The organism is Gemmobacter nectariphilus DSM 15620, from assembly GCF_000429765.1.
In the GTDB taxonomy this organism is placed as follows: domain Bacteria; phylum Pseudomonadota; class Alphaproteobacteria; order Rhodobacterales; family Rhodobacteraceae; genus Wagnerdoeblera; species Wagnerdoeblera nectariphila.
In genome coordinates this window covers 1-12,042 of sequence record NZ_AUCM01000039.1, presented here as the reverse complement: position 1 = coordinate 12,042, position 12,042 = coordinate 1, and the positions used below count along the sequence as shown (strand labels likewise).

At 67.5% G+C, this 12,042-nt stretch carries 15 protein-coding genes and 1 pseudogene; 11 read left to right on the top strand and 5 right to left on the bottom strand.

Annotation, left to right across the window (positions count from 1 at the left end; genetic code table 11):
* The coding region (locus tag G481_RS0118205) for a transposase (protein WP_028031263.1) at positions 1-264 on the bottom strand (264 nt) is incomplete at its 3' end.
* 153 nt (positions 265-417) lie between these two features.
* On the opposite strand from G481_RS0118205, the gene G481_RS26110 reads away from it, so the two are divergent.
* Positions 418-591, top strand: a complete 174-nt coding sequence (locus tag G481_RS26110; protein ID WP_154664683.1) for a hypothetical protein — start codon at positions 418-420, stop codon at positions 589-591.
* Between the two features lie 121 nt (positions 592-712).
* Positions 713-1,036: a hypothetical protein gene (locus tag G481_RS25275; protein ID WP_051294652.1), complete on the top strand. Its 324-nt coding sequence runs from the start codon at positions 713-715 to the stop codon at positions 1,034-1,036.
* A 17-nt stretch (positions 1,037-1,053) separates the two neighbouring features.
* Here G481_RS25275 and G481_RS0118190 read toward each other — a convergent pair whose 3' ends face one another.
* Positions 1,054-1,572 (bottom strand): DUF2478 domain-containing protein, encoded by a 519-nt coding sequence (locus G481_RS0118190; RefSeq protein ID WP_028031262.1) that lies wholly within the window; start codon positions 1,570-1,572, stop codon positions 1,054-1,056.
* 228 nt (positions 1,573-1,800) lie between these two features.
* Here G481_RS0118190 and G481_RS0118185 point away from each other — a divergent pair, with 228 nt between their 5' ends.
* The 7 genes from G481_RS0118185 to G481_RS0118155 all read left to right on the top strand — a co-directional run bounded on the left by G481_RS0118185 (position 1,801) and on the right by G481_RS0118155 (position 7,818).
* Positions 1,801-2,808 (top strand): proline racemase family protein, encoded by a 1,008-nt coding sequence (locus tag G481_RS0118185; protein WP_028031261.1) that lies wholly within the window; start codon positions 1,801-1,803, stop codon positions 2,806-2,808.
* 47 nt (positions 2,809-2,855) lie between these two features.
* The gene (locus tag G481_RS0118180; protein ID WP_028031260.1) at positions 2,856-3,518 is read left to right on the top strand and encodes an amino acid ABC transporter permease; all 663 of its coding nucleotides are present in this window, start codon (positions 2,856-2,858) and stop codon (positions 3,516-3,518) included.
* A 3-nt stretch (positions 3,519-3,521) separates the two neighbouring features.
* Complete coding sequence (locus G481_RS0118175; RefSeq protein ID WP_028031259.1) at positions 3,522-4,292, top strand: amino acid ABC transporter ATP-binding protein; 771 nt, start codon at positions 3,522-3,524, stop codon at positions 4,290-4,292.
* A gap of 9 nt (positions 4,293-4,301) precedes the next feature.
* Positions 4,302-4,490, top strand: coding sequence for a hypothetical protein (locus G481_RS0118170; RefSeq protein ID WP_028031258.1), 189 nt, complete (start codon positions 4,302-4,304; stop codon positions 4,488-4,490).
* Positions 4,483-5,859 carry an amidase gene (locus G481_RS24550; RefSeq protein WP_051294651.1) on the top strand — a complete coding sequence of 459 codons (1,377 nt, stop codon included), beginning with the start codon at positions 4,483-4,485 and terminating at the stop codon, positions 5,857-5,859. The genes G481_RS0118170 and G481_RS24550 overlap by 8 nt, the downstream gene beginning before the upstream one ends.
* Before the next feature lies 1 nt (position 5,860).
* Positions 5,861-6,739 carry a transporter substrate-binding domain-containing protein gene (locus G481_RS0118160; protein ID WP_028031257.1) on the top strand — a complete coding sequence of 293 codons (879 nt, stop codon included), beginning with the start codon at positions 5,861-5,863 and terminating at the stop codon, positions 6,737-6,739.
* Positions 6,740-6,822: 83 nt separating this feature from the next.
* Entirely contained in the window at positions 6,823-7,818 is a 996-nt protein-coding gene (locus G481_RS0118155) for a LysR family transcriptional regulator (RefSeq protein WP_211235236.1), read from the top strand.
* Here the strand turns inward: G481_RS0118155 and G481_RS24545 are convergent.
* The 3 genes from G481_RS24545 to G481_RS0118140 all read right to left on the bottom strand — a co-directional run bounded on the left by G481_RS24545 (position 7,775) and on the right by G481_RS0118140 (position 10,966).
* Entirely contained in the window at positions 7,775-8,698 is a 924-nt protein-coding gene (locus tag G481_RS24545) for a phage portal protein (protein ID WP_245595006.1), read from the bottom strand. The genes G481_RS0118155 and G481_RS24545 overlap by 44 nt on opposite strands.
* A 20-nt stretch (positions 8,699-8,718) precedes the next feature.
* Complete coding sequence (locus G481_RS0118145) at positions 8,719-10,347, bottom strand: terminase large subunit (protein WP_211235235.1); 1,629 nt, start codon at positions 10,345-10,347, stop codon at positions 8,719-8,721.
* Positions 10,348-10,495: 148 nt separating this feature from the next.
* Positions 10,496-10,966: a phage terminase small subunit P27 family gene (locus tag G481_RS0118140; protein ID WP_028031254.1), complete on the bottom strand. Its 471-nt coding sequence runs from the start codon at positions 10,964-10,966 to the stop codon at positions 10,496-10,498.
* A 129-nt stretch (positions 10,967-11,095) separates the two neighbouring features.
* Here G481_RS0118140 and G481_RS25695 point away from each other — a divergent pair.
* Together G481_RS25695 and G481_RS0118125 are read left to right on the top strand one after the other, a co-directional pair.
* A pseudogene (locus G481_RS25695) lies at positions 11,096-11,325 on the top strand (hypothetical protein).
* Between the two features lie 93 nt (positions 11,326-11,418).
* Complete coding sequence (locus tag G481_RS0118125; RefSeq protein WP_028031252.1) at positions 11,419-12,000, top strand: DUF3489 domain-containing protein; 582 nt, start codon at positions 11,419-11,421, stop codon at positions 11,998-12,000.
* Positions 12,001-12,042 lie beyond the last annotated feature (42 nt).

Below are 12,042 nucleotides of genomic sequence, written 5' to 3'. Positions count from 1 at the left end.
TCCATCCAACAGCACGAGAGGCGCAAAGCAAAAGCCATCCTGCTCCGGCGCAGGCAGAACCAGCTTCCCGTCCCGCGCCCGACCGCGCCATTCCGACAGATGGTTCGCCCGAAGCCCATACCGTGCCGCAACCGCGTTCACCGTCACGCCAGGCTTCAGAGTTTCCGCAACGATCTGCGCCTTGACCTCGTCCGGCCATCGCTTCTGGCCATTGGCCCGTATCTCAACCCCGTAGTCCCTGAGAAACTCCACCGTAGTCGCCATCGCGAAACTCCCGCCCGATATCCAACAGGCGCGCAGTCGCAGGTTAACCAATCAAGCAGAAGGTGGGGACCAGGCACCCCTTACATACTATTCGCTGCGCCGCTGCGCCCGGAATGGTCCGGGCGTGTCCGGCGAGGACTATGGAGAGGGAAAATGGAACTGAGCGCACCGACCAAGATCGTGTTCATCATCGCCATCGTTCTGGCCGTCATCTCGCTGCTGCCGGTGATCGGCATTTCGCTGGGCACACTCGGGGCCTACAGCTACTGGCTGCTGCTGGTCGCCTTCCTCGTGCTTGTCGCCGGCAACGTGCTGAAGGGGATCTAGCGCGAGATCGCGAATCCGGGCCGGCCGGCGCGGCATCGCCGTGCCGCCGGCCAGCGGAACGAAGGGCGAAAAGCGGAACACGGCCGGGCGGCGACGGCGCTCCAGCCGGGAGAATTTCGGCATGATGCATTACAAACCACCGCGTGACGCGCTCGCCGAAGTCGCGGAGCGGGATTGCTATCGCGACGGTTTCGCCGCCGTCGAGGCATCGCTGGCCGCCGTCCGCGCCGCGAAGCGCGCCGCCGACGAAAGCCTGCGTCGGGCCCAGGAAGCGCCGGGCCCGCATGTCACCACCAATTCGATCTTCGTCGCGCTCTACGACGCGCATCTGCGCGACCGGGAAGCCCTGTTCTCGGCGCTGCGCGACCTCGACGAGGCCCGCGCAGCGCTGAGGCCCGGCGCTGCCGAAACCGCCCGGGCCGCCGCCGACGGCCGGGGACGGTAGAAGGCGGCGGCAGGCGGCTATCGCCGGCCCTGCCCCTCCAGCGCGTGCCGCCACCGCTCTATCGATCCGCCATCCGGCTCCAGCCAGACGGCTTCGCCCGCGAACGCCGTCCACGCGTCCCTGTGCTTCGCCGAAACCGTCATCAGCAGCGGCTTGCCGGCAGCAATGGCCTCGCGGAAAGCCGCCCACAGGCCCCGGCGCATCGCTTCGGTCTTGCCGAACTTGCTGAGGGCGACGACATCGGCGCCGGCGATCTGGGGAAGAAGCCCGGCGCAGGCGTCGTCGATGCCGGCCGTGTCGAGATGGCATGTTGTGCCGGCCGGGGCCGCGTCGAGATGGATGGAGAACCTCTTCCCCGAGGCGATGTCACGCAGGAACGCCGCGCTGCACTCGCCTTCGGCGTCGCCGTCCTCCGCCAGCACGCCGACGACCCTCGCGCCCGCCCGGCCCCAGCCGTCCGCAGCCGCGCGCAGCAGGGCTTGCGTGTCCCGCCCCTCGCGGTTGGCGATGACGGCGATGGCGTCCGACCGGGTCATGCTCCAAGCTATAGCACGAAACGGCGCGCCGGCCGAGAAGCCCGCGCGATTTTGAGCCCGCAGGCCGATTCCATGCGCTTTTGCATGATTTTATCGCATGAACTTATCCGAAATCGACGTTTGTAGTCGTCCTGCCGGCCTTTACTCTGATCGCAGGAACAGGCCGTTTCCCAACGGGAAAGGCCCAGGCCGTCATCGGCCGCCGCTGCAATCGAAGGGCGTTTTCGTATGTTTTCCAGGAATGTCATCACCTGCGTCGATCATCATCACGGCCAGGCCTCGCGCACCATTTTATCCGGCCATCCGGCGATCCGGGGCAGGACGATGCGCGAGAAGGCGGAGTTCTACCTTCGCACCATGTCCTGGCTACATGAATCCACGCTGCGCGAGCCGCGCGGCCATCGCAACCTCCTCGGCGCGGTGCTGACCGATCCGGTCAGCGACGAGGCCGCCTTCGGCGTCATCTTCCTCCATCCGTCCGGCACGTTCGACGGCTGCGGCGACAGCACCTTCGCCACCGCCGCCGCCCTGATCGAGATGGGCATGGTGCCTGTCACCGAGCCGGTCACGCGCTTCGTCCTCGATACGGTTCTCGGCCCGCTCTCCATCGAGGCGGACGTCGCCGGCGGCGTGGTGCGGGAGGTTCGCTTCAGCAACGTCGCCTCCTACCGGGTCGGCGGGTTCGAGGTCGCGCTGGCCGACGGCCGGACGCTTCAGGTCGAGGTCGCGTTCGGCGGCCTCTATTACGGCTTCATCGATGCCGCTTCGGCGGGACTGGACCTCGAGCAGAAGGCGGAGCCGCGCATCGTCGCCACGGCGCAGGCGCTGTGGGAGAGCATCGGCGCGGCGAGCCCGCTGACCGACCCGGCCAGCGGCAAGCTCGTCCCGCTCGACCTGTTCACCTTCACGGCACAGCAGGAGGCCGGGCGCGGTAGCGCCTATCTGGCGGCGAACGTCTACAAGCCGGGCCGCATGGGGCGCACGCCCTCGGGCACCGGCAGCAGCGCCCATATCGCGCTTCGCGTCGCCACCGGGGCCCACGATCCGGCCGAGCCCTTCGTCCAGCGCAGCCTGCTCGGGACGCATTTCACCGGCACCGCCGCGCGCTCGACCCTGCCGGACGGGCGGCCCTGCGTCCTGCCGACCATCGGGGCCAAGTCCTACATGATGGGGATTTCCCAGCTCGTCATCGACCCTGCCGATCCGTTCGGTCACGGTTTCATCGTCGAATCCTGAGATGCCGCGGCCGGGGGCGCCGCCCGGCCGCTTGGAGGACGCAACGCATGTATCAATGGGATTTCGACGTGATCTACACCTACCGCGAGGTCCTCGCGGTCGGGCTGCTCAACACGCTCTACTACACCGTCGCCTGCATCGTCGGCGGGCTGCTCGTCGGCCTGGTCGAGGCGTTCGCGCGGCTGTCGCCGCTGCGGATCGTCAGGCTGCCGACGCATTTCCTGGTCGAGATCTTCCGCTGCACGCCGCTTCTGGTCATCCTGATCTGGTTCTACTACGCGCTTCCCGTGCTGCTCGGCATCCAGATTTCCGCGCTCACCGCGGGGATGCTGGCGCTGTCGCTCTATGGCGGCGCGTTCTATTGCGAGATCATCCGCGCCGGCATCATCTCGATCGAGAGCGGCCAGCGGGAAGCCGCGCAGGCGCTGGGCATGCGCCGGGCCGACACGATGCGCCGCATCATCCTGCCGCAGGCGCTGCGGCGCATGGTGCCGCCGCTGATGAACCAGTCCATCCTCCAGCTCAAGAACACCTCCCTCGTTTCGGTCCTCGCCCTGCCCGACCTGATCTATCAGGGCCAGCTGGTGACGCATGAGACCTACCGGCCGCTGGAGGTCTACACCACGGTGGCCGTGATCTACTTCGCCATCCTGTTCCCGGCGACGCTGCTGGTGCAGCAGCTCGAGCGCCGCCTCGACGTGAAGGGCTGAGCGATGCGGGAGAGTTCACAGAACGCCATCATCGAGATCCGCAACTTGAGCAAGTCGTTCGGGGCGCTGACGGTGCTGCGCGACATCAACCTGACCGTGCCGAAGGGCGGCGTCGTCGCCCTGATCGGCCCGTCCGGCTCGGGCAAGTCGACGCTGCTGCGCTGTCTCAACCTTCTGGTCGTGCCCGACGGCGGCAGCGTCAGCGTCAACGGCAGCAGCTTCGCCTTCGGCCCCGGCAAACGCCTGCCGGGCGACCGCGCCCTTTCGGCCTTCCGCGCCCGCACCGGCATGGTCTTCCAGCATTTCAACCTCTTCCCGCACATGACGGCGGCGCAGAACGTCATGGAAGGCCCGCTGACGGTGCTGAAGCAGCCGCGCGCGCAGGCGCGCGCCGAGGCCCTCACCCTGCTCGAAAAGGTCGGGCTGGCGGAAAAGGCCGACGTCTATCCCGCCTTCCTGTCGGGCGGCCAGAAGCAGCGCATCGCGATCGCGCGGGCGCTGGCGATGAAGCCCGACGTGATGCTGTTCGACGAGGTGACGTCCGCGCTCGATCCCGAGCTGGTCGGCGAGGTGCTGGCGGTGATGCGCGGCCTCGCCGACGAAGGGATGACGATGATCATCGTCACCCACGAGATCGCCTTCGCGCGGGATGTCGGCGACAGGGTCGTCTTCATGCGCGACGGCCTGATCGTCGAGGAAGGACCGCCCGAGCAGGTGATCGCCAATCCCGTCCACGCGGCCACCCGCTCCTTCCTTTCCCACTTCAACCGCTAGGGCGCGACGATGACCGAACAGACCCACCCCAGTCCCGAGATCGCGCTGCTGCTGGAAACCATCCTCCCGGACGGCGCCTCCGACGCCGAGCGCGCCGATTTCGCCCGCGGGCTGGCGATCCTCGCCGAGCTGCTCGGCGAGATCGACGCCAACGAGGCGCTGGCCAAAACCGACGGGAGCGTCGTGCGCCATGAATGAAGCCTCCCTGCCCGCAGGCGGTTCCGACATCGCGGGCGCGGCTTCGCCCGGCGCCGTCTCGCGCACGGTCGAAACCCTGCTCTCGCGCATCGCGCGCCATGAGGAACGGCTCTGCGCCTTCACCCACGTCATGGCCGACGAGGCGCGCAGGCAGGCGGCCGTACTGGACGCGCTCGATCCGGCCGAGCGCGGGCCGCTGCACGGCATGGTGGTGTCGATCAAGGACATCATCGACGTCGAGGGCGTCGCCACCACCTGCGGCTCGCGCAGCCGGCTCGACCGCGTCGCGGAAAGGGACGCCACGCTCGTCGCCCGCCTGCGGCGCGCCGGGGCGGTCATCGTCGGCAAGGCCAATTGCCACGAATTCGCCTTCGGCGGGCCGGCCTTCGACCTGCCCTTCCCGCCGGCGCGAAACCCGTGGGACGACGAGCTGTTTCCCGGCGGCTCGTCGAGCGGGTCGGGCGTTTCGGTCGCCGCCGGCTTCTGCCACGCCTCGATCGGCTCCGACACCGCCGGCTCGATCCGCCTGCCGAGCAGCCATTGCGGCATCGTCGGCCTCAAGATCGGCAACGGCCGGGTGCCGCTCGACGGCATGTGTGCGTTGAGCCCCTCGCTCGACAGCGTCGGCCCGATGGCGCTTTCGGTGGCGCATTGCGCGGCCATTTACGCGGTGATCGTGGACGGCAACGGCAACGCGGCCGGGGCGGAGGAGGCCGCTGCGCCGCGCCTCGCCATCCCGGAGCCGGAATGGATCGCCGCGCTCGGATGCAGCCCCGACAGCCTCGCCGCCTACGAGCGCGCCTGCGCCATCTTCCGGGCCGACGGCATCGCCGTCTCGACCGTTCCCCTGCCCTCGCTGCGCGCCATCCACGCGGCGAGCTCCGTGGTGATGATGCGCGAGGTCGCCGACGGCTTCGCCGCCGAGGTGCGGCGCGATTATCTCAAGTTCGGCGAGGTGTTCCGCAACCGGGTCCTGCTCGGCGAGCGCATCCCCGGCCGCGCCTACGCGCTGGCCCTGCGCCAGTGCCGGCGGCTCGCCGGCGAGATCGCGCGGGCGCTCGGCGGCATCAGTGCGCTGCTGCTGCCCGGCTATCCGGTCGGGCCGACGCCGCTGACCACGGTCGACAAGTTCTACTTCCTGCAACGGGAGAACCTCAACGTGGTGGCGAACTGCGCCGGCGCGCCGACGCTGTCGCTGCCCGTGCTGCGCGATGCCGCGCGCCGGCCGCTCGGCATCCAGCTGATGGGCGGCAGCGGCGGGGAGCCGCGCCTGCTCGCCCTCGGCAAGCGGCTGGAAAGGCTGCTCGCCTATCCGCACCAGCTTCCGTTTCCGGAAGCCGAAACCGATCAAACCAAGAAAGGGGAATGACATGACGACTTCGAAAACAGCATTCGACCAGGCGGTGTCGCGGCGCAGGCTGGTGCAGCTCGCCGCGGCCGGGTCCATCGCCGTCGCCGGGACCGCCGCCGCCGGTGGCGCGGCGCAGGCCCAAGGAGCGCCCTCGACCCTCGCGAAGATCCGCGCCGCCAAGAAGATGCGCGTGGCGGCGCTCGTCGGCGAGCCGCCCTATTTCGTCAAGAGCGCGGTGTCGGGCGAATGGTCGGGCGCCTGCGTCGAGATGGCCAAGGACATCGCCAAGCTGCTCGAGGTGGAGATCGAGTTCGTTGATTCGACCTACGGCAACTCGGTGATCCAGCTCCAGACCGACAAGGCCGACATCGCCATGTCGCTGACGCCGACCCCGGTGCGCTCGCTGTCGATCAACTTCTCAAAATCCTACTTCCTGCACGGCTACGGGCTGGTCGCGCCGGAGAGCCTGTCGATCTCGACCTGGTCCGAGCTCAACAATCCGGACATCAAGGTCGCCGTCGACCTCGGCTCGACGCAGGAAATGGCCGCGCGCCGGTTCGCCCCGAAAGCCAACATCACCGCCTTCGCCACGCGCGACGAGGTGATGCTGGCGCTGCAGAGCAAGCGCGTCGACTGCGCCGTCTTCGCCGCCCTGCTCGGCATGACCGCCGTCAAGAAGAACCCCAGCATCGGCAAGTTCTCGATGCTGACGGAGCCGGTGATCGGCCTGCCCGCCTGCCTCGCCATCCCCAAGGAGGACAATCTCGACTGGAAGAACTTCCTCGACGTGTGGGTGGAGTACAACCGCGGCATCGGCCAGATGACCGAGTGGCTGACCAACGGCATGAAGCTCGCCGGCGTCGAGCCGGAGGACATTCCCGCCGACGTCAAGCTCTGAAGGCTTGCACAGCGACCGGCGGCGCGGCGCATCCATGGCACCGCGCCGCCGGGCGAGGCGCTTGCGCGCCCGGCGCTAACGCGATGAAATGGAACCGGACCGCATTGCGCCGGCAGGCATCGGAAGAGCGACCCGCATCGAAGATGGTTTCCTCCATACGATTCAACCGGCGCCTGTTGCCGAGCATCGAGCGGTTGCAGGCGTTCGAAAGCGCCGCGCGGCACCAGAGCATCACGCTCGCCGCCCAGGAGCTCAACCTGACGCAGAGCGCGGTGAGCCGGCAGATCCAGGAGCTGGAGAACCAGCTCGGCGTCGTCCTGTTCAACCGCGTGCGCCGGCGCATCGAGCTCTCCGCCGCCGGCCGCAAGTTCCGCCCCCAGGCGCTGCAATTGCTGCAACAGGCCGAGGAGCTCGTCATCCAGACGATCACGGCGGCCAACGCCACCTCGATCTTCAGCATCGCCGTCCTGCCGACATTCGGCTCGCGCTGGCTCATCCCGCGCCTGTCGAGCTTCATTGCCCTCCATCCCGGCATCTCGCTGAACATCGCGACCCGCGACGGCCCGTTCGATCTTGCCGACCACGCGCTCGACGCCGCGATCCATTACGGCGCGCCGGCCTGGCCGAAGGGCATGTGCCGGTTCCTCTTCAACGAGACGGTCGTGCCGGTGGCCAGCCCGCTCCTGCTGCGCGCCGAGGCGCTCCGCGGCCTTTCGGGCGAGGAGGTGCTGGCCCGCGCGCCGCTGCTCCACCTGTCGACCCGCCCGCGCGAATGGACGGTCTGGTTCGAGAACCTCCCCGACCACGCGCCCATCGGCCTCGGCCACAGGCTGGAGCACATCTCCTCGCTGATCAGCGCCGCCGTCTCGGGCCTCGGCGTCGCGCTGGTGCCGAAATTCCTGCTGGAGGACGAGCTCGCCAGCGGCGCGCTCGTCATCCTGTCCGATCGCCAGCTTCCGACGCAGGCGAGCTATCATCTCGTCGTGCCCGAGCACGACATCCACAACCCGCTGACCGCGAGCTTCTACACCTGGATCACGACGCAGATCTCCCTCGAGACCCACTGGGAAACCCTGTAGGCCGCGTCAGACCCATAGAATTCTTCGATATCTGATCATTCACGACTTTCATGGTCGTTAGACCTCCCCTGTGCGATGGTTCCGGAAACCGGGGAACATCGGCACGGGCGTCCCGTGCCGCCGGGGCGGAGCGGCCAAGGGGGCGCGAAGAATCCCTCATGGCCCGCGATCGTTCCGAGCCGATCACGCAGCCGGAATTGTCCGGCCAACGGAGGAGAATGCGGAAGGTGGTGGCACCATGATCTTCCATGGCGAGCGACAGGCCGATGGTCTCGCGGGCGTAGGCAATCGCCGACACGCCATGCACGCCGTCGAGCGTCAGCCCGACCAGATGGAACACCTCATCCTGGCGGAGCCGGATGCGCCGTCCGTCCTGGCGGGTGTAGATGTATTCCAGCGCCAGATCGTCCGTCTGCCTGACCTCGACCCGGTCGGGATGCAGCGGGATCAGTTCCTGCACCAGTCCGCGTGACCGCACGATCATGGCGTAGGCATTGCCGCGCAAAAGCAGATGCGCCTGCAGCATGCGGCGGAACTGCGACGGCGTCTGCCAGCGGTTCGGCCGTCGTCGCAGCACCGTCCAGATCGGCGTGTCGGAGGCGTCTTCGCGGGTGCGCTCATCCACCCGGCGCTTGATGTGCAGCGGCAATGTCGCCACAGCACCCGAGATGATGCGCACACAGGCATAGACGGCCGCCACCCGCATGGCGCTGTCGGGCGTCACCGCAGCCCCCGAGGCGGTCACCGTTCCCGAGCGCAGCGCCTCTTCCAGCTGCTGCGCCGTGGTGATGACGATCCCGCCACCCGCATCCTGGAACGACGCACGCGGAGAGGCGGCCGGCGGTTTTGCGCCGCCGAACCAGTTCGACCAGAATGCCATTGGGTTCTTTCGTCAGCTCTTTACAGCATCAGGATGCCGCGGGTCTCATAGACCGAGCGGCCGGCATTGACGTCGCGGGCCAGCGCCCGCCCGAGCGCGTTGCAGATGGCGACAATGCCGTCGATGCGCTCTCTGGAGCGTTCCTTGTCCGGCTTGATGTTGCCGGCCGGATCATGGCGCACGGCAACATTGGAGGCGTTCCATCGCAGTACGGGATGGCCGCCATGCCAGAGCGAGCGTGACACCGAAAGCCGCTCCAGCTCCGCCGTGGGTGCCGCCATGGACAAAAACCCTTGTCCGAACTGCACCAGGTTCAAGCCTTCATCCTGCAGATGCTGGACGATCTCGCCGGCAAAGGTGCGATCATAGGACAGCTCCCGCAGATCATGGCGTGAGGCCAGATCGAGGATTGCCGCCTCGATGAAGGCGAAGTCGGTGGCGTTGCCGGGGGTGGCGGTGAGGAAGCCCTGGTCGCGCCAGACATCATAGGGCACGCGGTCCCGGCGCACTCGACGCAGGATATCGTCTTCGGGGATCCAGAACCGGCAGGTGACGATCCATTTGTCGGCAAGGTGGCCAAGCTCGTCATCCAGCGTCGGCGGGAAGAGAAGGACAAAGGCTGACAGGTCGTTGACTCGGGCAAGGTCCAGACCGCCATAGCATTCGCGGCCAAGAAGTTTCTGCTCCAGCTTCTCCAGTTCATGCCTGACGATGCGCCAGTCGGTTGTTGCCGGCAGACCGCCTTCCTCCCACACCGCCATGTCGAGCCAGCGCGTGACCTGCTCGGTCCATTCGTTGAGGCGCAGCCGGCGGATCGCATTCTGCTGCGCCGGCATTTCCCTGGCCTCGTCAATCTGACGGCGGAGATCATCGACCTTCACCGTGACGCCAAGGCTCGGGTTCGCTTTCACCCAGACCTTCTCATCGGTCCAGTCGTCGCCCTCATCGATGGTGGCGATATAGGCAAACCAGCTGTCCGACGACTCCATCGGCACCGTGCCTTCCAGCGCCTTCACCGAGAATTCGTGATGCTGCCAGCACACCGAATGGCGATCATAGCCAGCCGTGGTGATCTCGAAGATCAGCGGCTGGCGTCGCGATCCCGTTGCCGTGTTCAGCTTCTGGATGATCTCGGGCCCCGGATGCTCATGCACCTCGTCGACGGCGGCAAAGTGGATATTCAGGCCATCCATCTTGCTGGCATCCGCCGACAGCGGCCGGAACCAGGACGAGGTCGGCAGCACGGCCAGATTGTTCACCGTGCGTGTGATCCTCGATTGCAGCGCCGAACTCGCCGCCACCATGCGCTCGGCCTCGCCAAAGACGATCCTGGCCTGATCGCGCGTCGTTGCCGCCGAATACACATGCGCACCGGGCTCGCCATCGGCGATCAGCGCATAGAGCGCCGTGCCGGCCAGAAGCACCGACTTGCCGTTCTTGCGCGCCACCTCGACATAGGCCGTGCGGAAGCGGCGCAATCCATCCTTGCGCTTCCAGCCATAGAGCGAGCCGACGACGAACTGCTGCCAGCCCTGAAGCACGAAGGGCTCGCCCGCCCATTCGCCGGTCGAGTGGCGCAGATGGCCGAAGAAGTCGATCGCATGTCGTGCCGCAGCGCCATCCCAGACCAGGCCGCGTTTTGCCCCCACCTTCAGGTCCGCGAGGTGCCGCTCGCAGGCCAGACGCACGAACCGGCCGGCGACGATCTTCCCGCTGACAACTGCGCGCGCGTAGGCCGTGACCGGGCAGGATGGAGCCTTCTTGCCGCCATCACCCCGTTCGCGCGAAGCACGGGAACTAGGCTTTGCGGCCACGGTTCAGGAACTCCTCGAACGGATCGCTCGTCTCGGCGGGTTCCGCCATACGGATGCGCGAGCGGCTGGACGGCGTCAGCCCGAACTCGGCCTCGATCTGCGCCATCTGCGCCAGGCACTTGTTGGCCACAGCCAGGAACGGGTTCTGGATGATGTTGTCATTCGACGTCTTCACCACCGGCCCACGGCGCTTCACTTCCTGCTCCGCCTCCAGCCAGCGCCGCCAGATCACGACGTAGCGGGCGAGTGCGCCGGCATCCAGTTCCGTCATCACGCCGTGGCGGGCAAGCAGTTCCGCCATCTCCATGAACTTGTCCCTGGCAGGCCCGTCGAGATGGTCAGGCGGTTCGGGCGTCGCCACCACCGGCTTCGGCTCGGCCTTGTTCAGGCGATGCGGACGGGCCGTGCCCTTCACCAGCTTCAGATGTGTCGGCAGCGGCTTGCGTCCCGCCATGTCAGAACTCCCTGCGCCAGCGTTGCAGCGGCGCCGGCGTCAAAAACAGCAACAAAATGATCGTCTTATCCGGTTGATGATCTCGTCGTTCAGAGCATGACTGTGAACGCCAGGATGAAGGAAACAGCCATGACGAACAGCAACCAGTCCAAGACCCGAGCCTCAGCCATCGACGCCTTCCTCGCCGCGAAGTTCGAGATCGACGCCATGCTTGAACGCCTGTCGGCGCTCAGCGACGACCATTTCGACACCGACCCCGACGAGATCGACTGGGGCATGTCGGCACCCTCGAGCATTACGCCAGCCTCCTGAAGCGGATCACCGACAGCGCCTTCGGCGAGGGCGAACACGCCGAGTAACCGATCGTCCTCCCGGGTCCCGCCCGCCGAATGGCGGGCTCGACCTCGTAGAAGGGCCCGCATCCCGCGCGCCCCGATGCGACGGAGACGACCATGACGAAGCTTTCCGACACCCAGCTCCTGATCCTGAGCGCGGCCGCGCAGCGCGACGACCGCAATATTCTGCCGCTCCCCGGCTCGCTCCGCGGGGGCGCTGCCACCAAGGTGGTCGGCGCGATGCTGAAGCGCGGGTTTATCGCCGAAACGGTGACCGGCAACCGGACCAAGGCCGACTCTGCGCTGAACCGCGTCTGGCGCAACGACGAGGACGGCCGCGCCATCCTCCTGCACATCACCGATGCGGGCCTCGCCGCCATCGGCATCGAGCCGGAGAGCGGCGACAGCGCGCCCACGGGCGCCGACGGGGCACCGAGTGCGGAGGCCCCGCAGCACGCCCCCGCCGAGGCCGATCCCGCGCCCAAGGCGCGCACACCGCGCCCGGGCACCAAGCAGGCGAAACTGATCGAGATGCTCCGCGCCGAGGGCGGCGCGACCATCGACGAGATCGCCGAGGCGACCAGCTGGAAGCCACACACCGCACGTGGTTTCCTGTCCGGCGCGCTCAAGAAGAAGCTGGGCCTGACCGTCACCTCCGAAAAGGTCGACGGGAAGCGCATCTATCGCATCGCTGACTGACACCGCGAAGATCTTCGGCCGCCGCGCGCTGGGGCCGCGGCG

Coding starts and splice junctions, on each gene's coding strand:
- G481_RS26110 (WP_154664683.1), top strand. CDS start 418: ATGGAACTGAGCGCACCGACCAAGATCGTGTTCATCATCGCCATCGTT.
- G481_RS25275 (WP_051294652.1), top strand. CDS start 713: ATGATGCATTACAAACCACCGCGTGACGCGCTCGCCGAAGTCGCGGAG.
- G481_RS0118190 (WP_028031262.1), bottom strand. CDS start 1,572: ATGACCCGGTCGGACGCCATCGCCGTCATCGCCAACCGCGAGGGGCGG.
- G481_RS0118185 (WP_028031261.1), top strand. CDS start 1,801: ATGTTTTCCAGGAATGTCATCACCTGCGTCGATCATCATCACGGCCAG.
- G481_RS0118180 (WP_028031260.1), top strand. CDS start 2,856: ATGTATCAATGGGATTTCGACGTGATCTACACCTACCGCGAGGTCCTC.
- G481_RS0118175 (WP_028031259.1), top strand. CDS start 3,522: ATGCGGGAGAGTTCACAGAACGCCATCATCGAGATCCGCAACTTGAGC.
- G481_RS0118170 (WP_028031258.1), top strand. CDS start 4,302: ATGACCGAACAGACCCACCCCAGTCCCGAGATCGCGCTGCTGCTGGAA.
- G481_RS24550 (WP_051294651.1), top strand. CDS start 4,483: ATGAATGAAGCCTCCCTGCCCGCAGGCGGTTCCGACATCGCGGGCGCG.
- G481_RS0118160 (WP_028031257.1), top strand. CDS start 5,861: ATGACGACTTCGAAAACAGCATTCGACCAGGCGGTGTCGCGGCGCAGG.
- G481_RS0118155 (WP_211235236.1), top strand. CDS start 6,823: ATGAAATGGAACCGGACCGCATTGCGCCGGCAGGCATCGGAAGAGCGA.
- G481_RS24545 (WP_245595006.1), bottom strand. CDS start 8,698: ATGGCATTCTGGTCGAACTGGTTCGGCGGCGCAAAACCGCCGGCCGCC.
- G481_RS0118140 (WP_028031254.1), bottom strand. CDS start 10,966: ATGGCGGGACGCAAGCCGCTGCCGACACATCTGAAGCTGGTGAAGGGC.
- G481_RS0118125 (WP_028031252.1), top strand. CDS start 11,419: ATGACGAAGCTTTCCGACACCCAGCTCCTGATCCTGAGCGCGGCCGCG.